At 54.0% G+C, this 24,623-nt stretch carries 22 protein-coding genes; 17 read left to right on the top strand and 5 right to left on the bottom strand.

Going from position 1 to position 24,623, the window contains the following annotated elements; translation table 11 throughout:
* Nucleotides 1-16 precede the first annotated feature (16 nt).
* From HUN04_07145 to fdhF, 10 genes are all read left to right on the top strand, one after another.
* Complete coding sequence (locus HUN04_07145; GenBank protein ID WDP89508.1) at nucleotides 17-1,114, top strand: DUF3524 domain-containing protein; 1,098 nt, start codon at nucleotides 17-19, stop codon at nucleotides 1,112-1,114.
* Nucleotides 1,115-1,377: 263 nt separating this feature from the next.
* A complete protein-coding gene (locus HUN04_07140) occupies nucleotides 1,378-2,529 on the top strand; it encodes a (Fe-S)-binding protein (protein ID WDP89507.1) in 1,152 nt (383 codons plus the stop codon).
* A gap of 46 nt (nucleotides 2,530-2,575) precedes the next feature.
* Nucleotides 2,576-5,605 (top strand): CoB--CoM heterodisulfide reductase iron-sulfur subunit A family protein, encoded by a 3,030-nt coding sequence (locus HUN04_07135; protein ID WDP89506.1) that lies wholly within the window; start codon nucleotides 2,576-2,578, stop codon nucleotides 5,603-5,605.
* Nucleotides 5,606-5,620: 15 nt separating this feature from the next.
* Nucleotides 5,621-6,037: a hydrogenase iron-sulfur subunit gene (locus HUN04_07130; protein ID WDP89505.1), complete on the top strand. Its 417-nt coding sequence runs from the start codon at nucleotides 5,621-5,623 to the stop codon at nucleotides 6,035-6,037.
* A gap of 20 nt (nucleotides 6,038-6,057) precedes the next feature.
* Nucleotides 6,058-6,225, top strand: coding sequence for an FAD-dependent oxidoreductase (locus tag HUN04_07125; protein ID WDP89504.1), 168 nt, complete (start codon nucleotides 6,058-6,060; stop codon nucleotides 6,223-6,225).
* A gap of 15 nt (nucleotides 6,226-6,240) precedes the next feature.
* The gene (locus HUN04_07120; protein ID WDP89503.1) at nucleotides 6,241-7,599 is read left to right on the top strand and encodes a CoB--CoM heterodisulfide reductase iron-sulfur subunit A family protein; all 1,359 of its coding nucleotides are present in this window, start codon (nucleotides 6,241-6,243) and stop codon (nucleotides 7,597-7,599) included.
* A gap of 24 nt (nucleotides 7,600-7,623) precedes the next feature.
* On the top strand, nucleotides 7,624-9,297 hold the full coding sequence (locus HUN04_07115; GenBank protein WDP93194.1) for a CoB--CoM heterodisulfide reductase iron-sulfur subunit A family protein: 1,674 nt from the start codon (nucleotides 7,624-7,626) through the stop codon (nucleotides 9,295-9,297).
* 145 nt (nucleotides 9,298-9,442) lie between these two features.
* The gene (locus HUN04_07110) at nucleotides 9,443-9,877 is read left to right on the top strand and encodes a hydrogenase iron-sulfur subunit (GenBank protein ID WDP89502.1); all 435 of its coding nucleotides are present in this window, start codon (nucleotides 9,443-9,445) and stop codon (nucleotides 9,875-9,877) included.
* Complete coding sequence (locus tag HUN04_07105; protein WDP89501.1) at nucleotides 9,874-10,671, top strand: 4Fe-4S binding protein; 798 nt, start codon at nucleotides 9,874-9,876, stop codon at nucleotides 10,669-10,671. The genes HUN04_07110 and HUN04_07105 overlap by 4 nt, the downstream gene beginning before the upstream one ends.
* Nucleotides 10,672-10,694: 23 nt before the next feature.
* The gene (gene fdhF / locus HUN04_07100; GenBank protein ID WDP89500.1) at nucleotides 10,695-12,734 is read left to right on the top strand and encodes a formate dehydrogenase subunit alpha; all 2,040 of its coding nucleotides are present in this window, start codon (nucleotides 10,695-10,697) and stop codon (nucleotides 12,732-12,734) included.
* Between the two features lie 96 nt (nucleotides 12,735-12,830).
* Here fdhF and HUN04_07095 read toward each other — a convergent pair whose 3' ends face one another.
* Complete coding sequence (locus HUN04_07095) at nucleotides 12,831-13,250, bottom strand: hypothetical protein (protein WDP89499.1); 420 nt, start codon at nucleotides 13,248-13,250, stop codon at nucleotides 12,831-12,833.
* 290 nt (nucleotides 13,251-13,540) lie between these two features.
* Between HUN04_07095 and HUN04_07090 the strand changes: the two genes are divergently transcribed.
* Genes HUN04_07090 through HUN04_07080 form a run of 3 tightly spaced genes read left to right on the top strand, consistent with a single transcriptional unit; the run spans nucleotide 13,541 to nucleotide 17,339 of the window.
* Complete coding sequence (locus HUN04_07090) at nucleotides 13,541-15,385, top strand: cache domain-containing protein (protein ID WDP89498.1); 1,845 nt, start codon at nucleotides 13,541-13,543, stop codon at nucleotides 15,383-15,385.
* Between the two features lie 46 nt (nucleotides 15,386-15,431).
* Complete coding sequence (locus tag HUN04_07085) at nucleotides 15,432-16,373, top strand: ribose-phosphate pyrophosphokinase (protein WDP89497.1); 942 nt, start codon at nucleotides 15,432-15,434, stop codon at nucleotides 16,371-16,373.
* Between the two features lie 12 nt (nucleotides 16,374-16,385).
* A complete protein-coding gene (locus HUN04_07080; protein WDP89496.1) occupies nucleotides 16,386-17,339 on the top strand; it encodes a substrate-binding domain-containing protein in 954 nt (317 codons plus the stop codon).
* 17 nt (nucleotides 17,340-17,356) lie between these two features.
* On the opposite strand, the gene HUN04_07075 is transcribed toward HUN04_07080, so the two are convergent.
* From HUN04_07075 to HUN04_07065, 3 genes are all read right to left on the bottom strand, one after another.
* Nucleotides 17,357-18,259 carry a hypothetical protein gene (locus HUN04_07075; GenBank protein WDP89495.1) on the bottom strand — a complete coding sequence of 301 codons (903 nt, stop codon included), beginning with the start codon at nucleotides 18,257-18,259 and terminating at the stop codon, nucleotides 17,357-17,359.
* A 66-nt stretch (nucleotides 18,260-18,325) separates the two neighbouring features.
* The gene (locus tag HUN04_07070) at nucleotides 18,326-18,634 is read right to left on the bottom strand and encodes a hypothetical protein (protein WDP89494.1); all 309 of its coding nucleotides are present in this window, start codon (nucleotides 18,632-18,634) and stop codon (nucleotides 18,326-18,328) included.
* A 3-nt stretch (nucleotides 18,635-18,637) separates the two neighbouring features.
* Nucleotides 18,638-19,096, bottom strand: a complete 459-nt coding sequence (locus HUN04_07065; GenBank protein WDP93193.1) for an iron-sulfur cluster assembly scaffold protein — start codon at nucleotides 19,094-19,096, stop codon at nucleotides 18,638-18,640.
* A gap of 308 nt (nucleotides 19,097-19,404) precedes the next feature.
* Here HUN04_07065 and wtpA point away from each other — a divergent pair, with 308 nt between their 5' ends.
* Genes wtpA through HUN04_07050 form a run of 3 tightly spaced genes read left to right on the top strand, consistent with a single transcriptional unit; the run spans nucleotide 19,405 to nucleotide 22,232 of the window.
* Nucleotides 19,405-20,373: a tungstate ABC transporter substrate-binding protein WtpA gene (gene wtpA / locus HUN04_07060; protein WDP89493.1), complete on the top strand. Its 969-nt coding sequence runs from the start codon at nucleotides 19,405-19,407 to the stop codon at nucleotides 20,371-20,373.
* 26 nt (nucleotides 20,374-20,399) lie between these two features.
* A complete protein-coding gene (locus HUN04_07055; GenBank protein ID WDP89492.1) occupies nucleotides 20,400-21,188 on the top strand; it encodes an ABC transporter permease in 789 nt (262 codons plus the stop codon).
* Nucleotides 21,189-21,191: 3 nt separating this feature from the next.
* Nucleotides 21,192-22,232: an ABC transporter ATP-binding protein gene (locus HUN04_07050; GenBank protein WDP89491.1), complete on the top strand. Its 1,041-nt coding sequence runs from the start codon at nucleotides 21,192-21,194 to the stop codon at nucleotides 22,230-22,232.
* Between the two features lie 32 nt (nucleotides 22,233-22,264).
* Here HUN04_07050 and HUN04_07045 read toward each other — a convergent pair whose 3' ends face one another.
* Nucleotides 22,265-23,239 carry a hypothetical protein gene (locus HUN04_07045; protein ID WDP89490.1) on the bottom strand — a complete coding sequence of 325 codons (975 nt, stop codon included), beginning with the start codon at nucleotides 23,237-23,239 and terminating at the stop codon, nucleotides 22,265-22,267.
* Between the two features lie 157 nt (nucleotides 23,240-23,396).
* On the opposite strand from HUN04_07045, the gene HUN04_07040 reads away from it, so the two are divergent.
* A complete protein-coding gene (locus HUN04_07040) occupies nucleotides 23,397-24,569 on the top strand; it encodes an IS4 family transposase (GenBank protein WDP93192.1) in 1,173 nt (390 codons plus the stop codon).
* Nucleotides 24,570-24,623 lie beyond the last annotated feature (54 nt).

Here is a 24,623-nt window from a genome sequence, read left to right as displayed (position 1 = left end):
CTCAAAGAATGGCAACGTGAAAATTCTCTATCTTGAATCATTTTACGGCGGTTCACACAGGGATGTGGCCGACGGTTTTGCCGAATATTCCAGCCATGAGGTGGAGATTCTCAGCCTGCCGCCCCGGTTTTGGAAATGGCGGATGCGGGGGGCGGCCCTGGAATTTATCCGGCGCATTGAAAATATTTCTGCATACGACCTGATTTTTGCCACGGACATGGTGGATCTCACCGATTTCAAGGCACTGGCTGGGCCGGGATGCCCACCCATTGTCCTCTATTTCCATGAGAATCAGCTCACCTATCCCCTGGCCCCTGGGGAGCGGCGAGATTTCCATCTGGGCTTTACCAATATGGTTTCCGCCCTGGCCGCGGACCGGGTGCTCTTTAATTCCCGTTTCCATATGGATGATTTTTTTACCGCCGCCCGCAGGCTGGTCCGGAAGATGCCCGATGCCCGGCCGTCCTGGATGCTGGATGCCATTGGGGAAAAATCAGGGGTGCTTTATCCGGGATGCCGATTGCCATTACGGGCCTCCCAGGTCGGGGCCAATGACACGGTCCCGCCCCTGGTTGTCTGGAACCACCGGTGGGAATACGATAAAAATCCCGATGGTTTTTTTAGGGCGCTTCGGCATATTAAATCCAGGGGAACGGCTTTTTCACTGGCGGTTCTGGGCGAGCAGTACGACAACGCCCCTCCGGTTTTTGACCGGGCAAAAGAAGAGTTCAGGTCCGAACTCCGGGCCTTCGGATTCCAGGCATCCCGGCGGGATTACCTCTCCTGGCTCTCCCGGGGAACCGTGGCCGTGAGCACGGCGGACCAGGAAAATTTCGGTATTTCAATAATGGAAGCGGTGGCCCACGGTTGTTTCCCCCTGCTGCCGGACAGGCTGTCCTATCCCGAACTCATACCTGAAGACTGCCGGGATGATGTTATCTACGAATCCGAATCCGGACTGGAAGACCGGCTTTCACGGATCCTCCAGCATCCGGCAGGCGTTCTTCCCGCCCGCAATCGCCTGGCTGAGCATGCCGCCTCTTTTTCATGGGAGGCGATGATTGGGGGCTATGATGATATGCTTGAGGATGTTGCGGGGCGGAAATGTCTTTGAATGCGGCAAAATTCCTATTAAAACAGTGGGATAAATCAGTGTTGGAAATTTTAAATCAATTCTTGACGAACCTGTTATTTCCCTTTAGGCTATGATTCCTCTGGGCAAGTATATCCGGAGGGCCGGAAGATTTTTTTATAAGCTGAGCGAAGGGTCGTCGTTTTTGAAAAAATCAGGCAGGTTATAACGATTAATGGTGAGCGGGTTGACTGCGGATGCAGCCGGCCTGGTTTTGTTGTTTTTAAAACCTTTGGAATATAATAATGCAGCTTTCACAACAGCAGATCGATTATTGTATGGAGTGCGGGGTCTGCACCGGGTCCTGCCCGGTGGCCATGTCGCTTGAGGGGTTCTCCCCCAGGCAGATGATCAAACGGGCCATGGCGGATCCCCAGGGAGAAATCCTGGACAGCCAGGACCTCTGGGCCTGCCTCTCCTGTTCCCGGTGTTCGGACCGGTGCCCGGTGGAAATCGATTTCCCCGGGTTTATCCGCGAGTTCAGGAACAAGGCACGGGAAAAGGGGAATGTGCCCAAACTCAGCCACCACGGCATGTTCCAGACCATGACCAATATCCAGAAGGCCCAGATTCAAAACGGCGGCACCGCAGCCGGCGCCGGCCGGACCGCCTGGGCAAAGGATGCCGGCGAAATTGCCGAAACCGGGGATTATTTTTATTTTTCCGGCTGCATTGCCCAATATGATGTGGCCTTTCAATACCTGGATCTTGAGATGATCCAAACCGCCAAAAATAATTTAAAGCTGCTCAACAGACTGGGGATTACTCCCGTGGTATCCGAGCAGGAGTGCTGTTGCGGGCATGATGCCCACTGGAACGGGGATGACGATACCGTGGCGGTCCTGGCGAAGCGCAACATTGAAGCCATCCGGGCCTCAGGGGCAAAAACGGTGATTTTCGGCTGTCCCGAAGGCTATTCCATGTTCCGTGAGGTCTATGCCCACCGGTTCGGTCCCCTGGAATTCGAACTGGTCCATATCACCGAGTTTCTGGCCCGGCAGCTGGCGGAATCTGATTTGTCCTTTACGGCCGGCGAGGGGCAGGGGCGTCAGGCCCGTGTAGTGACCTATCAGGATCCCTGCCGCCTGGGCCGCCGGTCAGGCATCTACGAGGCTCCCCGGGAATTGATCCGGGAAGTTGCGGGGGTCGAGCTGGCCGAGATGGAGCATAACAGGGAAAATGCCGTCTGCTGCGGCACCACCGGGTGGATGCAGTGCTCCGCCTGTTCCAAGGCCATGCAGAGCCTGCGGCTGAAGGAAGCTGCGGCTGCGGGTGCCTCGGCCATTGTAACGGCCTGTCCCAAGTGCCAGATCCACCTGACCTGTGCACAGAAGAATACAGACCACGATATTGAGATTACAGACCTGGCCTCCTTCCTGGTGGATCATTTGGATTAGGTCACCTGGAATAAACGGCTTAACGGTTGAATCGGGAGTTATATAAATGGGAAATACAAATAAAATTCACGGGTCGGTAATGGTAGTCGGTTCCGGTATTGCCGGGATGCAGGCGGCCCTGGACCTGGCGGATTCCGGATACCAGGTGCACCTGGTGGAGAAAAAGGCGTCCATCGGCGGGGTCATGGCCCAGCTGGACAAGACCTTCCCCACCAATGACTGTGCCATGTGAGTGATCTCACCCAAACTGGTCGAGGTCGGCCGGCACCTGAACATTGAACTGCACACCCTGACCACTGTCGAGTCCATCGACGGTGAACTGGGAAATTTTGAAATTACCCTGAACCAAGCCCCCCGCTATGTGGATATGGACAAGTGTATCGCCTGCGGGGCCTGCACCAAAAAATGCCCGGGCAAACCGGAAGATACCTTCAACGAGGGGCTTGTCAGGCGCAAGGCCATCTATGTGGACTATCCCCAGGCCGTTCCCTTGAAATACGCCATTGACCCCGATCACTGCTTTAAGCTCCAGAAGGGCAAATGCGGGACCTGCGCAAAGGTCTGCCCCACCGGGGCAATTAACTATGAGGATACGCAAAAGATCCACAAGATCAATGTGGGCTCCGTGATTCTGGCCCCCGGCTTCAAACCCTTTGATCCTTCCGGGCTGGACAACTACCAGTACCAGGCATTTGACAATGTGGTCACTAGTATCGAGTACGAGCGGATCCTCTCCGCCGGCGGTCCCACCGGCGGCCATATCCAGGTGGCACCGGACAAGCGGCAGCCCAAAAGAATAGCCTGGCTCCAGTGCGTGGGTTCCAGGGACCAGAATAAATGCGGCAATGGCTACTGCTCTTCGGTCTGCTGCATGTATGCCGTTAAGGAAGCCATGATGACCGCCGACCATGTGGAAGGGGAATTCCAGGCCTCCATTTTCCTTATGGATATGAGAACCTACGGCAAGGATTTTGAAAAATACTACGAAAGGGCCAAGAATGAAGGGGTCCGTTTTGTCCGCTCCCGCATCCATACCATTACGGAAAATCAGGACAAAAGCCTCAACTGCACCTATGTGACCGAAGACGGCCAGAATGTGGTGGAAACCTTTGACATGGTGGTCCTGTCCGTGGGCATGGAAACCCCGGCCGAACTGGCGGAACAGGTGGAAGCCATGGGCGTGAAGCTGGATGCCGACCGGTTTGCCGATACCTCAAGTTTTGCCCCGGTGGCCACCAGCCGGGAGGGCATCTTTGTCTGCGGGGCGCTCCAGGAGCCCAAGGATATTCCCATTTCCGTCATGGAAGCGTCGGCTGCCGCCTGCGATGCCGGAGCCTGTCTGACAAAGGCCCGGGGAACCCTGACCCGGACCAAAACCTATCCTGAAGAAAAAGCCATTGAAGCGGAAGAACCCCGTATCGGCGTCTTTGTCTGCAATTGCGGCACCAATATCGGCGGGGTGGTGGATGTGCCGGCCGTGGCGGAATACGCAAAGGGACTGCCCAACGTGGCCTATGTGGAAGAGAATATGTTCACCTGTTCCCAGGACACCCAGGACAAGCTCAAACAGGTGATTGAGGAAAACAACCTCAACCGGGTGGTGATTGCCGCCTGTACCCCCCGGACCCATGAGGCCCTGTTCCAGGAGACCCTCAAGGATGCCGGCCTGAACAAATACCTGGTTGAAATGGCCAATATCCGCAACCAGTGTTCCTGGGTCCATGCCAAGGCGCCGGAGCTTGCCACCCAGAAATCCAAGGACCTGGTGAGAATCGCCGTGGCCAAAGCCGGGCTCATGGCACCGCTTTCCCAGCCCGAAGTGGGCATCACCCAAAAGGGCCTGGTCATCGGCGGCGGCGTTGCCGGCATGACCGCTGCCCTGGGGCTGGCCGACCAGGGGTACCACACCTATCTGGTTGAGCAGGCCGAGGATCTTGGCGGCTATGCCCTGAATCTGGACTATACCTGGCGGGGCGAACCCATTGCAGAAAACGTAAAAGAAATGATGGCCAGGGTTAAAAGCCATGGGGGGATCGAGGTGCTGACCAATGCGGTGGTTGACGATACCACCGGCTTTGTGGGCAATTTCAAGACCACCATTGATCAGAAGGGCACCAAGACCGAACTGGAACACGGGGCCGTGGTCGTTGCCACCGGCGCCGGGGCCGGCCAGCCCAAGGAGTATCTATACGGCCGGGATGACCGGGTGTTTACCCATGTGGACCTGGATCCGGCCCTGGGGGAGAAACCAGAGATTCTGGAAAATGCCCAGTCCGCCGTATTCATCCAGTGCGTCGGCTCCAGGGAGCCTGAACGGCCCTATTGCTCCAAGGTCTGCTGCACCCATTCCATCCAGACGGCGCTCCGGTTCAAGGAAAAGAATCCGGACATGGATATCTATATCCTGTACAGGGATATCCGGACCTACGGCCAGCGGGAGCGGATCTACCGGGAAGCCAGGGATAAGGGCATTGTCTTTATCCGTTACGATGTCAATGAAAAACCCGTGGTCACCGCAGGGGATGACTGCCTGGACATACGGATCAAGGAGCGGATCCTGGGGATGGACGTGAGCATTTCAGCAGATATGCTGATCCTTGCCACCCCCATCGTGGCCCAGGGCAATGAAGACCTGGCCCAGAAGTTCAAGCTCACCCTCAACGATGACAAGTTCTTTATGGAAGCCCATGCCAAGCTGCGGCCGGTGGACTTTTCCACCGACGGCATCTTCCTCTGCGGCACGGCCCATTATCCCAAGCCCGTTGAAGAGTGTATCGCCCAGGCCAAGGCGGCCGCCTCAAGGGCCACGGTGGTGCTCTCCAAACACAGTGTCACCGTGGAAGGGGTGGTCTCACGGGTGAAAGAGTCTCTCTGCCGCGGCTGCGGGGCCTGCGAGGAGGCCTGTCCCTTCGGCGCCATCTCAGTGGTTGAAAATGAAGCGGGGGTGAAGATTGCAGCGGTTCAGCAGGCCCTGTGCAAGGGCTGTGCCGCCTGTGCCTCTGCCTGTCCCACCGGTGCTGCCGGGGTTTACCATTACGACAACGAAGTGCTGGCCATGGTTGAAGCCGCACTATAATCAAGGATAAGCAATATGAGTTTTGAACCACAGATCATAACCTTTGCCTGTAATTGGTGCTCCTATTCGGCGGCGGATCTGGCCGGGGTGAGCCGGTTCCAGTATCCGCCCAATATGCGGATCATCCGGGTCATGTGTTCGGGCGGGATCAATCCCAACTATATTCTCAAAGCCTTTGAAAAGGGGGCGGACGGGGTCCTGGTCTCCGGCTGACACATCGGAGACTGCCATTACCTGGACGGTAATGTAAAAGCAAGCAAGACCTTTGAGATGACAAAACAACTGCTGGACCTGGCGGGTATCGATACCGGCAGGGTGAGGCTGGAATGGATTTCATCTGCCGAGGGCAACAAGTTTGCCGATGTGGCCAATGAGTTTACAGAACAGATTAAGGCGCTGGGGCCGGCGGGTATACGCCCCAATGCGGCGTAGATATTAGGAGGTTTGTTAACATGAGTACTGATATACTCGTCCTCGGGGGCGGTATCGCCGGGATTCAGAGTTCACTGGACCTGGCTGAAATGGGATTCAAGGTCCACCTGGTGGAAACCCTTCCCTCCATCGGGGGGAAGATGGCCCAGCTGGACAAAACCTTTCCCACCAACGACTGCGCCATCTGAATCCTGTCGCCTAAGATGCTGGATGTCGGTCGACATCCCAATATAGAGCTGATGGCCTACAGCGAGTTAACCGAGCTGTCGGGCGAGGCAGGAAATTTCACGGCAACGGTCCTTAAAAAAGCCAGATATGTGGATGCGGACAAGTGCACGGGCTGCGGTGCCTGTGCCGAAGCCTGCCCGACACCGGTGCTGGACCTATACAACGAAGGCCATGCCTTCAGGAAAGCGGTCTACTCCTGGTTTGCCCAGGGGATTCCTTCCACCCACGCCATTGATGCGGACCACTGCCGGGTGCTCCAGGGCAAAAAGTGCGGGATCTGTGCCAAAAAGTGCCAGGCCGGTGCCATTGATTTTGAGCAGAAGGACGAAACCGTTGAATTGAACATCGGTGCCGTGGTTGTGGCCACGGGCTATGACATCTTTGACCCGTCAAAACTGCCTGAATACAGATATACAGACCTGGACAATGTGATCACGGCCATGGAATTCGAGCGCTTCCTCTCCGCCTCCGGCCCCACCGAAGGCCATGTCTACCGGCCCAGCGACCGGAAGATCAAGGCGGAAAAGGCTGAAACTGAAAAGAAACTGGCCAAATCCGCCAAGACCCTTGCCCGGTTTGAGAAGAAGCACGGCATGGCCTCGGATGACTTTCTCCAGGGCCTGACCACCCAAAGTGTGGAACTCACCGAAGGGTTGGCCAAGGATGCGGAAAAATGGGCGGCCAAGGCCAAAGAACACCAAAATATAGAAAACCGCTTCAATGAACTGGACGCCCAGGTGGGCAGGATTTCCACGGCCAAGAAGCTGGCCTTTATCCAGTGCGTGGGATCCAGGGATCTGCGGTTTTACCCCTTTTGTTCCGGCTACTGCTGCATGCACAGTATCAAGGAAGCCATCATCGCCCATGAGCACGACAATGACACCCAGTCCGTGATTTTCGGCATGGATATCCGGGCCGTGGGCAAGGGGTTTGAAGAGTATAAGATCCGCGGCGGCAATTCCTCCCAGATTTCCTACCGGCGTTCCCGGGTGGCTGAGATCACCAGGGGTGAAAACGAGGCGCCTGCATTGATCTATGAAGATACGGCCACCCAGAAGGTGGTGAAGGAAGAATTCGACCTGGTGATCCTGGCCACGGCCTGCGCCCCGGTGAAAAACACCCCGCAGGTGGCCGAGGTGCTGGGCATTGAGCTTGATCCTTACGGATTTTACAAGACCGAACCGGCCAATCCCCTGGATACCACCAAGGAGGGAATCTTTGTATGCGGCTGTGCCCACAGCCCCATGGATATTCCCGAGTCCGTTGCCCAGGCCAGTTCTGCGGCGGCCCGGGCGGTGCAGACCGTGATCAAGGCCAAGAAGAAGGCGTCCTAAGGGGGAAAGATGAATAAAGAAACCATGAAACTATACGAAGAACCCCGGATCGGGGTATTTGTCTGTGACTGCGGGTCCAATATCGCCGGCCACCTGGACTGTTCAGACGTGGCGGAGTACTGCAAGGATCTTCCCCATGTGGTCTATGTAAAGGAAAATCTCTACACCTGTTCCGAATCCGGGATCGTAGAGATTAAAACCGCCATTGAAAAGGAGAACCTCAACCGGGTGCTGGTGGCCTCCTGTTCTCCCAGGACCCACCATCCGCTCTTTTCAAGCTCCTGCGCCGAAGCCGGCCTCAACCCCTACCTCTTTGAGATGGTGAACATCCGGGACCAATGCTCCTGGGTCCACATGGGCAAACGGGCCGAGGCCACGGAAAAGGCCAAGCACCTGATCAAGATGGGGGTGGCCAAGGCCGCCGGGCTCGAACCCCAGGAAGAGATTGAATCCTCCCTCATCCGGAAAATCATGGTCATCGGCGGCGGCATTGCAGGGCTCTCTGCCGCCCAGGCCCTGGCGGACATGGACCTGGATGTGATCCTGGTGGAAAAGACCAAAAATTTCGGCGGACTGCTGCAGTCCGTGGGCACCCTGGAAACCGGGGAAACGGCAGAAGCCTTCCTGGGCAGGGTGGTTGACGACGTGACCTCCCGGGACAATATCACCTGCTATACCAATGCCAGCGTCACATCCACCGGCGGTTATATCGGCAATTACGATGTGGCCATTGACACCCCCCAGGGGGAGGTCACGGACCGTGTCGGTGCCATGGTGGTGGCCACAGGGGCGGTACCCCTGATTCCCGAAGGCCTTTTCGGTTACGGAGATCCCGGGGTGATCACCCTCATGGAGCTGGAACAGAAACTGAAAACCGATTCCCTGGAAGCGGCAGGATTTGCCGGCAGACGGATGGTCTTCATCCAGTGCGCCGGGGCCCGGAGCCAGAAAAAAGAACTTTGCGCCCGGATCTGCTGCATGACAGCGGTTAAAAACGCCATGGCCGTGAAGAAAAAATACCCCCTGGCCGATGTGCGGATTCTTTACCGGGATATGCAGATGTACGGCACCCAGAAGGAACAGATGCTCTGGGATGCCAGGGGCATGGGGGTGAGGTTCGATGTCTACGCCCCGGAAAATCCCCCCAAGGTTGCAGACGGCAAGGTTTCCTACTTCCAGGCGGTGACCGGCCGGGATGTGAGCCTGGATGCCGACCTGACGGTGCTTTCCACCCCTTTGACCTCCCGTAAGGAAACGGCTGAACTGGCCAATATGCTGAGGGTCCCCACAGACGCCAACGGCTTTTTCCTGGAGGCCCATGCCAAGCTGCGGCCCCTGGACTTTGCCGCCGACGGCATTTTCGTGGCCGGTTCCGGACGGTATCCGGCCACGGCCACCGAAGCCCGGACCCAGGGCATCGGCGTGGCCTCCCGTGTGGCCGCCATTCTGTTCAAGGATAAGCTGGTAAAAAGTGCCATCGTGGCCCAGATTAACCCGGAGACCTGTGTGGGATGCCAGGCCTGCCTGCCCATGTGCCCCTACGAGGCCATCTCCTTTAATGAAGATAAACATATCTGCGAGATCAATGAGATCCTGTGCAAGGGCTGCGGCAACTGCGCCGCCACCTGTCCCTGCCACTCGGCGCTGCTGAGGGGCTTCAAGCCGGATCAATTACTGGCCCAGATTGGAGCTGCCTAAAATGTTTGAAGGACAATTCACCCATCTGCTTCGTTGCTGCAGAATCACAAGATCCTCACTTACCCAAGTAAGCTCCGGTCTTGTAATTCCTTGCGCCTTGCATCTGGGCAAATTCTCATCCAAACATATATAAAAGGAAATAAAAATGAGCGATCAAAATTTTGAACCCAATATCATTTGCTTCCTGTGTACCTGGTGAGCGTATGCCGCTGCTGACCTGGCTGGGGTCAGTCGTATGCAGTATCCTGCAAATATCCGGATTATCCGGGTGATGTGTTCCGGGAGTGTCTCGCCCCACCATGTGCTCCGTGCCTTCCAGCAGGGGGTGGACGGGGTCTTCGTGGGCGGCTGACATCTTTCCGAATGCAATTACCTGTACGGTAATTACAGTACTGAGAAACGTGTCAACATCCTCTCCCAGATGATGGAATTCACCGGTATTGAAAAAGAGCGCCTGCGGGCCCGCTGGGTTTCCTCGGCCGAGGCACCCGAGTTCGTGGAAGAGGTGAATGCCTTTATCGATACATTGAAACAACTGGGCCCCTCGCCCTTAAAACTCAAAACGGAAGAAACAGCATGATTGAGACCATAAAAGAGCGAGTCTTGGGACTGCTGAAGGAAAAAAAGATCAAAGGCTTTGTGGGGCTGATGGAAAAGAACGGCCATGTGGCCCCCCATGTATTCCAGGACGGCGACGACCTGGAGGGATTCTGCCTGGGGGACAGGGAAAAGGCCGGCGACGCCCGGTATCCCCTGAACAAGACCCTGACGGCCATCGCCCGGGCATATCCAGAGGATACCTTCGGCATCCTGGTCCGGGGCTGCGACGAGCGGGGGCTTTACGGCCTTTTCCGGCTGAATCAGCTCAAAGAAGAGCTTGTGGTTCCCGTGGGATTCTCCTGCCCGGACGAACTGGCCGTTGCCTGCGAGTGCCCGAAACCCTGGCCCGACGCCCTGGTGGCAGGTGAAAAGACCCAGGCCCCCGAGGCCGTGAAAGTGGCCAATATGGACGCCAAGGGCATTGGAGACCGGTTTGAATACTGGACCTCTCAGTTCCTTAAGTGCATCAAATGCTACGGATGCCGGGATGTATGTCCCATGTGTTTTTGCAAGGAGTGCAGTCTGGAATGCCAGGATCTGGTCTCCAAGGGGGCATTGCCCGTGGATGTGCCCGTTTTCCACCTGACACGGGCCATGCATATGGCCGACCGCTGCATTGACTGCGGGCTCTGCGAAGAGGCCTGCCCCTCGGATATCCCCCTGCGGCTGCTATATAAAAAGACCAGCTGCATCATGGATGCGGAATACGGATTTACCTCAGGGCTGAACAAGAACGAACGCTCCCCCCTGAGCATGATGGGTCCGTCCAAATAGTGCCTGAACAAAAAGGAAAAATCATGGAGTACCAAACCACCCTGACCACCTGTACCTATTGCGGATGCGGGTGCAATTTTTTTCTTGAAACCCTTGACGGGAAGCTGATCAATACCATTCCCTGCAAAACCAGCCCGGTGAATGAGGGCAAGCTGTGCATCAAGGGATGGAATGTCCACCAGTTTGTCCAGAACGAGCGGCGGCTGAAAAAGCCCATGATCCGCAAGAACGGGGAACTCACTGAAGTCTCCTGGGACGAGGCCGTTGCCTTTACCGCAGACAAACTTAAGGCCGTTAAGGAAGAAAAGGGCGGGGACGCCATCGGCTTCTTTGCTTCGGCCAAGGTCACCAATGAGGAAAACTTCCTCATGCAGAAGTTTGCAAGGGCCGCCGTCGGCACCAATAATATAGACCATTGCGCGCGATTGTGACATTCTTCCACTGTGGCAGGTCTTGCCGCAGCGTTTGGAAGCGGTGCCATGACCAACTCCGTTGATGAGCTGGCCGATACCGACACGATTTTTATCATCGGCTCCAATACGGCCACGGCCCACCCGCTTGTTGCGACCAGAATTTTCAGGGCCCTGGAAAAGGGGGCAAAACTGGTGGTGGCCGATCCCAGGAAAAACCAGATTGCCGAATTCGCCCACCTCTACCTGAGGCATAAACCCGGCACCGACGTGGCCCTGATAAACGGGATGATGAAGGTTATCCTGGACAAAGGGCTCCAGGACCAGGCATTTGTCGATGGCTGCACCGAGGAATTCGAGGCCTTCAAGGCACTCATCGGCGGGATTGACCTGGAACAATGCGCCGCCGTCACCGGCCTCACCGTGGAAGGGATTGAACAGGCCGCCGAGATCTACGCCTCCGCCGGCCGGGCCTCCATCGTTTACTGCATGGGCATTACCCAGCACACCAACGGGGTGGACAATGTCAAATCCCTGGCCAACCTCTCCATGCTCACCGGCAATATCGGTAAAGAGGGCACCGGGGTCAATCCCCTTCGGGGACAGAACAACGTCCAGGGCGCCTGTGACATGGGGGGGCTGCCCAATGTGCTCACCGGCTACCAGCCCGTGACCCTGGGGCCTGCCTCCAAAAAGTTTGCCGAGGCCTGGGGGGTGGATGATCTGCCCATGGAAATCGGAAAAACCATCCCCGAGATGCTCACGGCCATTGAGGAAGACAAGCTCAACGCCCTGTGGATCATGGGGGAAAATCCCGTGGTCTCCGACCCCGATGCCGGCCATGTGGAAAAGGCGTTTCAAAAGATTGACTTCCTGGTGGTCCAGGATATCTTTCTCACGCCCACGGCAAAGCTGGCCGACGTGGTCCTGCCCGGGGTTTCCTTTGCAGAAAAAGAGGGCACCTTCGTCAATACCGAGCGCCGGATCACCCGGGTGCGCAAGGCCGTCGAACCGGCCGGAGAGGCCCGGGCCGACTGGGAGATCATCCAGGATATCTCCACTGCCTTTGGCTATAAGATGAACTATGAAAATGCGGAACAGATTTTCAACGAAATCGCGTCCCTGACCCCTTCCTACGCCGGTGTTACCTACCCCAGGCTGGAAGGCGATGGCCTGCAGTGGCCCTGTCCCACCCCGGAACACCCCGGCACCCCCTATTTGCACAAGGATGGGAAATTCACCCGGGGCAAGGGGCTTTTCCATGCCATTGAGTACAAGGGGCCGGCGGAACAGGTGGATGATGAGTATCCCCTGTGGATGACCACCGGCCGGGTTTACGCCCACTACCACACCGGTACCATGACCCGGAATTCCAAAATGCTGGATGAGGAAATTAAGGAAGGCGCCCTGGAAATTCATCCCGAGGATGCCGCCGCCCTGAAACTCAGCGACGGCGCCTGGGTAAACCTGGCCTCCCGCCGGGGGGAGATCAGGACAAAGGTGATGACAACGGACCGGGTGGAAAAAGGGGTGGTGTTCATGCCCTTCCACTTTGAAGAGGCCAACGTCAATAAGCTGACCAACCCGGCATTTGACCCCATTGCCAAGATTCCTGAGTTTAAGGTCTGCGCCGTGAAGGTTACCCCGGCCTGATATAAAGATACCGGTCTGCTGCCGGTGCTTGTTCCCTTGAATAATTTAAGCCGCTTTCCATTAGAATGGAAAGCGGCTTAATTATTTTCTATAGTTTTATTGTCCGATTTTAGACATTTCTCGTCCCATATTCTGCATGGCCGCCTGAACCTTGGGGTCCATCATATAGGAGGCGGTTTTCATCATGGCTCCGGGCAGTTTCTCGGAGATTTCCCTGAGGCGCGCCATCTCTTTTTCCATTCCTTCCGGGATCTTGCCCTGCTGATATTCAGGATAATTTTCCTGCAGTGCCTTGATGTCCGGAATCAGCTTTTCCATTCCTTTGGTATACTTTTCTATGGCAGCCACCACATCGTCGGCATTTCCTGCTTTTTCAAGGTCGTTCACATACACTTCGGTGACATCGGTCTGCTGTTTGATAACGGCACCGGCCTGATCCTCCGGGGATGACCCGCATCCCGTTATAAAAAACAACCCCAGCCACAACGCTGCAATGATTCTGAACATCTGCTTCATGTTTACTTCTCCTTTTGCTTTGGATTTCCGTGATACTGCCAGCATACGAATTACTGATCACTACGACATGTTATGACCTATGCCGCCGGCGGGAAAAAGTCAACCTCGGCAATGCAAAAAAGAGAGGCGCTTTGTCTTTATCTGGTTTTCATAATAAGATATGGTATAATTTCCTGTACCCTTCAGCACAAAAAATAAAACATTTGGGATTAAAGGGGAATCGCCTTTAGATGTTAAGAACCAGACGCTTGACGGATGTTTTTTGGATTTCAATGACGATGATCTACTTAATGTTTGCTGTGGTTATCGTCTATCTCTGGATCGGTGAAAAAATATTAACTGCGAATTCACAAGTCAAAAATATACGCCAGAACTATCTTGAATCCCAGAAAAACACTATCAGAACCCAGGTCAAACAGGCAGTTGAGTATACCTATCACCAGCGGTCCCTGGCCGAAAAAAGAGCCCGTGCCCAGGCGAAGTCCCGAACCAATGAGGCCTGGGAAATCGCCTCCTATATTTATAATCGCAATAAAAACAAATTACCTGTGGGCCGGATACAGCAATTGGTTCATGACGCGCTTTATGCGGCCTCATGGGATGGCGGCAAAGGGTATTATTTTGTGGTCAGTATGTCGGGAATCGAAATGGTCAACCGGAATACCCCTGAACTTGAAGGCCGGAATGTTATGGCGTTCAGGGACAGCAGGGGAACCTATCTGACCAAGGCCTTCATTAAAATTGTAACATCACCTGCCCGGGAGGGCTTTTTATCCTATTATTACCCAAAACCGGGGCTGCATGGGGTCGATGTCCCCAAGATTTCCTTTGTTAAATATTTTCAACCCCTTGACTGGATGATCGCCAATGGAATGTATATCCTGGATGAAGAGGAGAATATTAAAGAGGAGGTCATTGAACGGCTGGAGCAGATAAAATTCGGATCCACCGGGTATATTTTTGTCGGAACCTGGGATGGACTGAGTCTGGCAGGATTGTTCAAAGGAAAAAATGTCCTGGATTCCCCGGATTCAGAACCCGGGCAATTGGCCCGGCAGATGATCAACCTGTCAAAATCAGGGGGCGGCTTTATTCAATACCTTACCCCCAGATTTGAGGGACATGAGCCTGCATCAAAAATCAGTTATATTGAACCCATCCCGGAATGGCAGTGGTATATCGGCACCGGATTATACATTGATGCAATTGAAGTGGCCATCCAGGAAAAACAGCAGAAAATAAAAGATGAGATACGAATTTTAATCGTGAAGTGCATCATCGTCCTCTTTCTTTTTTTAATGGTTTCTTTTTTAATCGTAAGGCTCCTCTCGGGGAAGATCGAAAAAAATCTGAAACTATTTTCCAATTTTTTCAAGCGTTCAGAGAAAAACGCCCTTCCCATTGAGATGGACAAGGTGACATTTTCCGAGTTTAAGTTCCTTGCCGATTCAGCCAATCAGATGGCGACAAAGAGAAAAGAGTCCGAAGCATCGTTGCGTGAAAGCGAGAAACGGTATAGAACGCTTTTTGAATCTTCCTTTGATTCACTGGTTATCATTGACGGCGGTTCCAATACTTATGTGGACTGCAACACCGCCGCTCTGAAATTATATGGACTGGAATCGCAGGACCAGTTCATCGGCATGGCAGTGGGCAAATTCTCCCCCGAGCGTCAACCCGATGGAGAGAAATCCAAAGACCTGGCGATAAAGCATATAGACTCTGCCCTTTTAAAAGGATCCTGCATTTTCGAGTGGACCAGTGCCAAACAGGATGGGACATCTTTCCCGACACTGATCACCCTGAGTACGATGTATATTGGTAATAATAAATACGTATTGGAGGTTATCCGTGATTTAACGGAGATTAAGACGGCAGAAGAAAAACGAGAGCAATTGATTGAGGAGTTGAAGCAGGCTTTGTCTGAGGTGAAGATTTTAAGCGGGCTGCTTCCCATCTGTTCCTCCTGTAAAAAAATCAGGGATGACAAGGGATACTGGAAACAGATTGATTCCTACATTGAAAAATACTCTGATGCCGTTTTCAGCCATGGCCTCTGCCCGAAATGTACGGAAGAGTTGTATGGGGATCAAGAATGGTATATCAAAAGGAAAAACCAAAAGAAAACTGAGTAAACATATAAGACGTAAATCCGTTATACACATTTCAGGACAAATGATTATGAAGGATGATTTAAAAGTGTTTTCAGGCGGGTCCAATCCCGCCCTTGCCCGGGAGATCTGCGACTATATCGGCATCCCCTTAAGCCCCCTTGAGACGGCCCGATTCTCCAATGACAACCTTTTTGTACAGGTGAAGGAGAGCGTCCGGGAAAAGGACGTGTTTGTGGTGCAGTCCCTCACCGAGCCGGTGAGCGATCACCTCATGGAACTGATGATCACCCTGGACGCCCTGCGCAGTGCCTCGGCCCGGAGGATCACAGCAGTAATTCCCTATTATTCCTATGCCCGGTCCGATAAAAAGGATGCCCCGCGGATTTCCATTGCCGGGCGCCTCATCGCAGACCTGCTGAAAACCGCCGGTGCCAGCCGGGTGCTGACCATGGATCTCCATGCCGATTCGGTCCACGGTTTTTTCAGCATTCCCGTGGACCATCTTACTGCCGGTCCCACCATCTGCGAGTATTTTGAACAGCACCTGGATCTGTCCCGGGTGGTGGTTGTGGCCACGGATGCCGGCGGGGCCAAGCGGGCAGGGCGGTTTGCCAAGCGGCTGGATACATCCATGGCCATCATTGACAAGCGGCGCCTTTCCGATTCAAAGGTAAAGCAGGGATTGGTTGTGGGAAAGGTGGAAGGGTTTGACGCCATTATTTTTGACGATGAAATTTCCACCGGCGGCACCCTGGTGTCCACGGTGAACACCCTGGAAAAGGCCGGTGTCAAAAATATCTATGTGGGCGCCACCCATCCCGTGCTCTGCGGCCCGGCTTCCGGCAACCTGGCCGCCTCGTCCATTGCCGAGACCGTGGTGGCCAACACCGTGGAGATCCCTGAGGCCAAACGCTTTCCCCAGCTGAAGGTCCTGTCCGTGGCCCCATTGTTTGCCCGGGCCATTGAGCGGATCCATACCGGGGAAAGTGTCAGCGCACTTTTCAGATAGGACAGGAAAAAAATGAATGCGGTGATCCGGATTATACTTTTTGCGGTTATCCTGGTGTGCAGCCAAGCGCCTGCTTTGCCGGCAGGCACATACGACATCCTGGTCATCCCCAAGAATACCCGGTATGGGTATTGGAAAAAAGTGGGTGCCGGTGCAGAGGCGGCCGGCCGGGAATTTGATCTGGACATCCTGTTCAGGGGGCCCTATGAAGAAGACCAGATTGAGTCACAGCTGGACCTTATCCGGATGGGGATCCGAAAGCCGGTGGACGCCATTGTCCTGGCGCCGGTCCACGGGGAGAAGATGACCCAAACGGTGGGGCGGGCCGTTGAGCGGGGTATCAAAGTGGTGGTGATTGACTCCGCCATGAGCGGTAATTTCCATTCCAGCTTTATTGCTTCAGATAATTATGCGGCGGGCCGGCAGGCGGCCCAATACATGCATTCCATCCTCAAGGCCCAGGGGAGGATCATGATGTTGCGGCTGGCCAGGAAAAATGCGTCCACAGAAAGCCGCGAGAATGGATTTTATAATACCGTAAACGCCTTTGGAACGGATCTGAATGTGGTGGCAGATCCCTATGTGGGCGTTTCCCTGGGGTCTGCCTACCGAACTATTTTGCCGCTCCTTAAGGGGGATTGCGCCATCGAAGGTATATTCGCCCCGAATGAGTCTTCGGTGATGGCGGTGATGAAGGCCGTGCAAAAATACAGCCTTTCAGACAAAATCAAGGTGGTTGGATTTGATTTTAATCCTGAGATTGAGGCGGGCCTGCGCAGCGGGCAACTCCACGGGGTCATTGTGCAGCAGCCCTGGAAAATGGGGTATTTAGGAGTGAAAACCGCATTTGATCTGCTCCGCAATACCCCGGTCCCCAAAAAGATTGTCACAAAAACCATTCTGGTGACCCGGAAAAATATTGACCGGCCCGAAATTCAGGGCATCCTTTCTCCCGGGACCCCCTAGGCCCTCTCCGGGGGGGATTATTCAGGCGCCGGTGCGGCTGTTTTTTCCAGCGTTGAAACCAGTTTTCTGACGGTCCTGGCAAATTCATTCTGGAATTTATGGGTCTGGGCGTTGGTAAAGGCCGAAAAATCAATTAGTTCAAGCCCTTTGATGATATTGAGCAGGTCCAGCATAGATGTTTCGGCAACGGCGCTCCGGGCCTCCTTATCCCCCGCATTCTCCAGGGGGTGGGAATCGGCCGCAAATCGCCGGTTCAATGTTTCGTAAAGCAGAAGGAAGAGCGCATCTATTTTATCCGCCTTGACCAGGGTGGGGCTGTGGAAGAAGGACCGGGTTTCATCCAGATTGACATCCGGAACATTCAGGAAAGCGGTCCGCTCAAACCAGTTGACGGTGTATGCCAGGTGGTCCTTTTGCTGCCATTTTTCCTTTTCCCAGGCATGGGCCCGGACCGCCTTTGCCAGCTCAGGGATGCAGATTTCCTGGGAGTCGTAATCAAAGTTGCCCAGGAATGCGCCGTCCTGGAAAATATCCACACCGGGGCGGTGGGCCTGGTCGGATATCTCTGCGCAGAGCAGCCGGCTTTCCTTTCCCTGGCGCAGGATGATGATTTTATAGGAGGGGGCCTCTTTATCGATGCGAACCAGTTCTTCGACCCCTTCGGGCGGGAGAATGGCGTTGGCCACACGGGGGGGGAGGAAGGCCGCATAAATATTGGGGCTGAGGTCCAGATGCTTGAGGGCGGATTCAAAAATGGGACCGTCCGCTGCTTCCAGGGGAGCGACCGGGGTGAGGCGCCCCTTTTCCATTCCAGGCAGAAAGAGTTCCAGCACCGTTTCAATGGCCGCCTGCCACCGGGCGCTTCTGGGGTCTTTGCCGTTTTCAATCCATTGGTTGATCTTGGGTTGCATCTGATCCATGTAAACACTCTCCCTGTTGATGTTGACATTCGGTTGCCCGTGGGGCACTGCCGGCCAGAAGAGTTGTTAGCATAAAGGGGGGTAAAGGTAAATAGATTGATTATTCAAACGGATTTCAAATTGGGGATCGGTTTTGGATATCACCAGGACGGCCTTGCGGATCTTGGCGGAAGGATCTGAAGGATCATTTTCAAAACGGCTGATCCGGGTTCTTAATTCCTGGAAATCAGCCGTTTCAAGGAAGCGGGTCAGGGCAGCGATCCGGTCTTCGGTGTCGGAATCGGGGGTCTTAAAATAGGAGCGAATCAGCCCTTCCGCCTTGAGCCTGGCAGCCGTTTCAATGCAGTGGCGGCTGAGGTCAAGGCGGATTTCCATTTTTCAGGCCTTATCTTCCTCTTTATTCTGGACCAGGCTGCCCATGTAATTGTCCAGGGCGGCCTGGATGGTGCGGGCGGCCAGGGTGGTGCAGTGCAGGTCGTCTTCCGGCAGTTTGCCGACGGCATCCAGCACATGGTCGGCTGTGATGTCGGTGAGCTCTTCCGGCGTCTTGTCCAGGGTCAGTTCAGCGGCAAAGGAACCGCTGACCATGGAAGAGGCGCAGCCGTCGGTGAAATAGGATGCAGAAGCCACCCGTCCGCCGTTGAATTTCAGGTAAATTTCCATGGTGTCTCCACACTCGCCTTTTACCCGTGCCCAGCCGTCGGGATCTTCCATCCTGCCGTTGTACCTGGGGTTGCGCCACCGGTCGAATCCCTTTTCTCCCAGGGCTTCCCTGGCTTCGTCGAAAATATCTTCCTGAAGCTGGTCTAAAAATTTATCCAGGTTATCCAATTTGATCTCTCCTTATTACGTTTAATTCAAGGGACAGAATTTTGCAAAGAGCGGGCCAAAAAGTCAAGGAGACAAAAAACGGGGGATTTGGGCAGCCGTTGCGGCATGGCCCAGTGGCAGGGGGTCGCAATTTGAGTATGAATGGGGGCGGGGCGTTGCATTAATGCGCATGGTGGCGCAGCCCGTTTTTTTTATCCGTCGAAAAATATATGGGTTTTCAATATGGTTTGTTTTGGTCTGTATTTTGCAGACCTTCTGAATATTTTATGAATTTTCCTGTATAATTAACCCATAATGACCAAAAAGGAGTGAAGATGAAAAAGTGTAGACTGATATCCCTTATTGCTGTTCTGGTGGCCTTGCCTGTCCTGGCCCTTGCCGGGCCTTCCGGAAAATTGACGATTTTCCATGCCGGCAGCCTGACCGTACCTTTTGCCGCCATTGAAAAGGCCTTTGAGGCCAAGTACCCCCAGGTTGATGTGCTCCGGGAAGCCGGCGGCAGCACCAAGATGGCCCGCCTGATTTCCGAAGTGGGCAAGGATGCCGATATTATGGCATCCGCCGACTATAAGGTCATCGACAACAACCTCATCCCCAAATTTGCCGACTGGAATGTCCGTTTTGCCACCAACCAGCTGGTGCTCTGCTACACCGACCAGAGCAAATTTGCCGACAAGGTCAACGGGGACAACTGGTATGATATCCTGCTTGAAAAAGGCGTGGAATGGGGGCATTCCGATCCCAACCTCGACCCCTGCGGCTACAGGAGCCTTATGGTGCTTCAGCTGGCAGAAAAGTTTTACAATATGCCCGGCCTCTATCAGAAACTCTTGGACAACAGGCCCAAAAAAAATGTCCGGCCTAAATCCGTGGAGCTGGTCAACCTGTTGAAAACCGGGCATATGGATTATGCCTGGGAATACCTTTCCGTGGCCATCCAGCACGGGCTCAAATACGTCACCCTCAACGAACATATCAACCTGGGCAACTATAAATATGATGCCTTTTACAAGCAGGCCGCCGTTGAAGTTTCCGGCAAAAAACCGGGGACCTTCAGGACCAAAAAAGGCAAATCATGCACCTACGGCATCACCCTGATCAAAAATTCCCCCAACCCCGAGGCGGCCAAGGCCTTTCTGGCATTCCTGCTCTCGCCCGAGAACGGTTTGAAAACCCTGGATTCAATGGGACAGCCGCCCTTCATACCGGCCCGGGTTCCGGACCAGGCCATGGCGGGCAAGCTCCCGGCCGAACTCTCCGGCCTGGTAGAGGTGAAGAACTAGTCCATGGGAACTGACACCTTTTAGCCATGACGAAATTGGACAATATGGGCAGGCTGTTCATGGGCCTGAGCCTGCCCCTTATTTTGCTGCTGACCCTGCCGCTGATCCAGATGACCACCGAGCCCAGCATTGCCATGCTTGTGGAGACCATTGCGGACAAGGATGTGGTGGCCGCCATTTCCCGGTCCCTGGGGCTTTCCCTGACCGCCGGGGTGCTGGCCTTTTTCATGGGCACCCCCCTGGCCTACCTGCTGGCCAGAAAGGAAATCTGGGGGAAAAAAATCATCGAAGGCATCATCGACCTTCCCATTATGATTCCCCATCCGGTGGTTGGCATCGCCATCCTCAGCCTGGCCGGGAAAAATCATCCCCTGGGCAGGCTGCTGGCTGATTTCGGCATCCAGATCATGGGAACCAAGACCGGCATTGTCACGGTGCTCCTCTTTGTGGGGCTTCCGTTTTACATCAATACGGTGAAGGCCGGGTTTGAAAGTGTGCCGGTCCGCCTTGAAAATGCCTCCCGCACCCTGGGGGCGGCCGGGATTGATACCTTCAGGCGGGTGACCCTGCCCCTGACCTGGCGCCATATGGTCCTGGGCGTCATCATGTGCACGGCCCGGGCCATTTCCGAATTCGGGGCCATTGTCATTGTGGCTTACCATCCCATGACGGCCCCGGTGATGATCTATGAGCGGTTCACGGCTTACGGCCTGAAATATTCCCAGCCCGTTGCGGTATGGCTGATTGGTATTTCCTTTGTTCTGTTTGTCGTCCTGCGCCTGCTTTCCAGATCCGTACACCAGCACTACAGGTAATCCATGATCCAGCTTAAAGATATCTGTCTGCAATTGCCGGGGTTTGCCCTGGATAATATCAATCTGACCATTGACCGGGGGGATTTTTTTGCCCTGATCGGGCCCACGGGGTCGGGCAAGTCATTGCTTCTGGAAGGGATTATGGGATTGATGCCCTTTACTTCCGGACAATTGCTGTCACAGGGGCGGGAGATGAACGCCGTGCCGGTGGAAAAGCGGAATCTGGCCATTGTTTATCAGGATTTTGCCCTGTTTCCCCATCTGGACGTGACCCGGAATATCCTTTACGGCACCGGGTACCACAAGATCTCCCAGGCCGACATCCAGCACCGGCTGGACCGCCTGGTCTCCACCCTGGGCCTCGGGCGTATTCTCGACCGCCGGCCCCATAACCTTTCCGGTGGAGAAAAACAGCGGGTGGCCCTGGCCCGGTCCCTCATCCTCAATCCCCGGGTGCTCCTCCTTGACGAACCCCTCTCAGCCCTGGATCCCGTATTTCACGACGGGGCCAAGCACCTGCTTAAAAAGATCCACGAAGAACTGGACATGACCATTGTCATGGTTTCCCACAATTTCCAGGACGTGGTCTACCTGGCCAACCGCGGGGCCATCATCCACCGGGGCAAAATATTTCAGCAGGGCGAAATACTGGAGGTCTTTGAGAAACCGAACTCAAGATTTACCGCAGATTTTGTGGGCATGAAAAATATCAGACCCATAGGGTTCCGGGATGGGAAACTGGTGGTTGAAGGGGCTGGTGCGGATATTATTTCTGCCGGTGAACCCGAGGCCGGCTGCACCCACATGGGCATCCGGCCCGAAGATATTGTCCTCAATGCCAGCGGCTCCCGCCGGTGGGCCAACCGGTTCCGGGGCCGGGTGACCGCGCTGTCTAACCACGGCCTTTTCCTGGATGTCCGTCTGGTGGCTGAGAACATGGAGTTCCAGGCCATCTGGCCCAGGGGCTATCTCAAAGACTATGGACTGGCTCCCGGGAAATCCGTTGAGTTTGCCTTTCACCGGGAAGCCGTCCATCTCTTTTAGCGGGGGCGAAACGGGTAAGTTTTCGTCACGCTTTATTTGCCTTTGAATTTGTCCAGGTTTAAGAAGGGCAGGGGGGTTGCCGCATCGGGATCCATGATGATGAGGTGGTTGCCCTGCTGGAGGTCTTTGAGCACCTTCATGCTTTCCAGTTTTAAATAACCTTCCAGGGAGAGCGCATCAATGAGTTTGCGTTTGGCGGCCGCTTCGGCTTCGGCTTTGACCAGAACGGCCTTGGCTTCAATCCTGGCGGCTTCCAGGGAGGCATTGGCCGCAATGAGCATCACCTCTTTTTTCTTGTTGGCCTGGATGAGTTCGGCCCGTTTTTCCGCTTCGGCCTGGGCCTCTTTCCGTTCCTGGTCAACCTTGAATTTTTTCAGTTCTTCCTTTGCCTTTTCCGCGGCCTGGGCCGCTTCCTTTTTCCGCATCACAGCATTGGTAATGATTTTGGGCAGGGTGACCTCCCGGATGAGCAGCTTCTCAATTTTTATGCCCTTCTGGGCCAGGGTGGTCAGGCTGGCCAGCAGCTCTTCCTGGATCCGCTGCTGGACGGACTGCTCGTAAAAATTTTCCGCCCGGGGCACACTCTTGCCGATCTCCCGCATCTGGCTGCGGAGCAGGGGCATCATGTGGACTTCAAGAACCTCCCTGGGGGTACCGGTCTCCTTTAACATCACAGGGGCCTGTTCCTTTATGAGTCGGTATTGGATAGATAAATCAAATTTGGTGATAAGCTGGTCTGAACTGGGGACGCCCATGGCCTCTTTATAGGTTTTCTGGCGGGCGTCGAAGAGGGTGATTTTTACCAAAGGATTGATGATATGGATACCCTCGGTGTAGATACTGTCCTGGACCTTGCCAAAGAGGGTGCCCACCCCCACGTGGCCGGCCGGAATGGTGGTAAAGAACCGGGTGACCGTGAAGGCCAAAAAGATGATAGCGATGATGATGAGCAGCAGTGCCGGTCTCAGCCGTCTTTTTTTTGAAGTTCCGAAATCCGCGTCAGTCATGTTTCCTCCGAAAATTAAAGTTGAATTGAACCCAAATCACTGTTGTCCAAAAACGGAATTTAGGTAAAAAAATATTGTAGGAATTCTCCTTGCGAGATTATGGTTGTTGCGACCAAACAATAACCTGAGAATCCCAAACAAGGAGAATTCCGAAATGATGGTACGTCATGCGAGTCTGTTCAGTCAATTGGTAGCCTTTTTTAACCGTAATAAATTTATGAATCTGGTAGCGAAGAACAAAACAGAACGATATTCCAAGGGGTTCAAAAGCTGGGACCATTTTGTTGCTATGCTTTTCTGTCAAGTTGCCCAGGCAAAGAGCCTGAGGGAAATCAGTGGGGGCCTTGCCTGCTGCATGGGGAAACTGCGCCACCTCGGTGTATCCTCGGCGCCAAGTAAATCAACGTTGTCTTATGCTAATAAGAACCGCTCATGGCAGCTGTTTCAAGATCTTTTCTATGATACCTTTGAATTTTGTCGCAAACATTCACCTGGTGGTCACAAATTCAGGTTCAAAAACAAACTGCTTTCTTTGGACAGCACAACAATATCCTTGTGTCTCAGTCTTTTCCCCTGGGCAGAATTCCGTCGTACGAAAGGTGCCGTTAAACTTCATCTGCTACTGGATCATGATGGCTACCTGCCTTCCTATGCTTACATATCAAATGGCAAGAATCACGAATCCAAATATGCCAAAAGATTCCCGCTCGCACCAGGATCAATTATCACAATGGACCGTGGATATAACGATTACAGCCTGTTTGCTTCCTGGACAGCACAAGATGTATTTTTTGTGACCAGGCTGAAAACCAATGCAGCTTATGAGGTGTTATCAGAGCGTGAGCTACCTCTTCGGAGAAACATTCTCTCAGATGAAATGATCAAGTTTACCGGCCACAATGCCCGGAAAGCATGTCCATTCATATTGCGGAGAATCGTTGTTTGGGATGCGGATAACCAGCGGGAAATCATTTTGCTGACAAATCATTATAAATTCGGAGCAACCACCATCTCGTCTATCTATAAGGATCGCTGGCAAATCGAATTGTTTTTCAAGGCCATAAAACAGAATCTGAGAATCAAGACCTTTGTCGGAACGAGTGAGAATGCCTTGTACACACAGATTTGGACAGCATTAATTGCCATGCTGCTGATCAAATTTCTACAACTCAAATCAAAATTTGGTTGGTCTTTATCCAACTTGATCGCTTTTTTGAGATGGAACCTGTTCAGCTACAGGGATCTTTGGAAATGGCTCGATAAACCGTTTGAGACCGTGCCGACGACCCCACCGCCAGTACAGATGGAATTGCCTTTTAAAAGGTTCTGAAAATATAGGGAACGAAAATTGGGACCTGTTTTTTGAAATGCAAACCTGATGCGT

This window comes from Desulfobacter sp., assembly GCA_028768525.1.
Taxonomy (GTDB): domain Bacteria; phylum Desulfobacterota; class Desulfobacteria; order Desulfobacterales; family Desulfobacteraceae; genus Desulfobacter.
The sequence above is the reverse complement of the archived record's forward strand: the minus strand, read 5'-3'. Positions and strand labels throughout refer to the sequence as shown.

What these genes read in the sequence shown, in the direction of transcription:
- HUN04_07040 (WDP93192.1), top strand. Translation starts at nt 23,397, where the DNA reads ATGGTACGTCATGCGAGTCTGTTCAGTCAATTGGTAGCCTTTTTTAAC.
- HUN04_07095 (WDP89499.1), bottom strand. Translation starts at nt 13,250, where the DNA reads ATGAAGCAGATGTTCAGAATCATTGCAGCGTTGTGGCTGGGGTTGTTT.
- HUN04_07120 (WDP89503.1), top strand. Translation starts at nt 6,241, where the DNA reads ATGCTGGATGTCGGTCGACATCCCAATATAGAGCTGATGGCCTACAGC.
- HUN04_07115 (WDP93194.1), top strand. Translation starts at nt 7,624, where the DNA reads ATGAAACTATACGAAGAACCCCGGATCGGGGTATTTGTCTGTGACTGC.
- HUN04_07050 (WDP89491.1), top strand. Translation starts at nt 21,192, where the DNA reads ATGATCCAGCTTAAAGATATCTGTCTGCAATTGCCGGGGTTTGCCCTG.
- HUN04_07055 (WDP89492.1), top strand. Translation starts at nt 20,400, where the DNA reads ATGACGAAATTGGACAATATGGGCAGGCTGTTCATGGGCCTGAGCCTG.
- HUN04_07140 (WDP89507.1), top strand. Translation starts at nt 1,378, where the DNA reads ATGCAGCTTTCACAACAGCAGATCGATTATTGTATGGAGTGCGGGGTC.
- HUN04_07105 (WDP89501.1), top strand. Translation starts at nt 9,874, where the DNA reads ATGATTGAGACCATAAAAGAGCGAGTCTTGGGACTGCTGAAGGAAAAA.
- HUN04_07085 (WDP89497.1), top strand. Translation starts at nt 15,432, where the DNA reads ATGAAGGATGATTTAAAAGTGTTTTCAGGCGGGTCCAATCCCGCCCTT.
- HUN04_07090 (WDP89498.1), top strand. Translation starts at nt 13,541, where the DNA reads ATGTTTGCTGTGGTTATCGTCTATCTCTGGATCGGTGAAAAAATATTA.
- HUN04_07125 (WDP89504.1), top strand. Translation starts at nt 6,058, where the DNA reads ATGAGTACTGATATACTCGTCCTCGGGGGCGGTATCGCCGGGATTCAG.
- HUN04_07070 (WDP89494.1), bottom strand. Translation starts at nt 18,634, where the DNA reads ATGGAAATCCGCCTTGACCTCAGCCGCCACTGCATTGAAACGGCTGCC.
- HUN04_07075 (WDP89495.1), bottom strand. Translation starts at nt 18,259, where the DNA reads ATGGATCAGATGCAACCCAAGATCAACCAATGGATTGAAAACGGCAAA.
- wtpA (WDP89493.1), top strand. Translation starts at nt 19,405, where the DNA reads ATGAAAAAGTGTAGACTGATATCCCTTATTGCTGTTCTGGTGGCCTTG.
- HUN04_07080 (WDP89496.1), top strand. Translation starts at nt 16,386, where the DNA reads ATGAATGCGGTGATCCGGATTATACTTTTTGCGGTTATCCTGGTGTGC.
- HUN04_07045 (WDP89490.1), bottom strand. Translation starts at nt 23,239, where the DNA reads ATGACTGACGCGGATTTCGGAACTTCAAAAAAAAGACGGCTGAGACCG.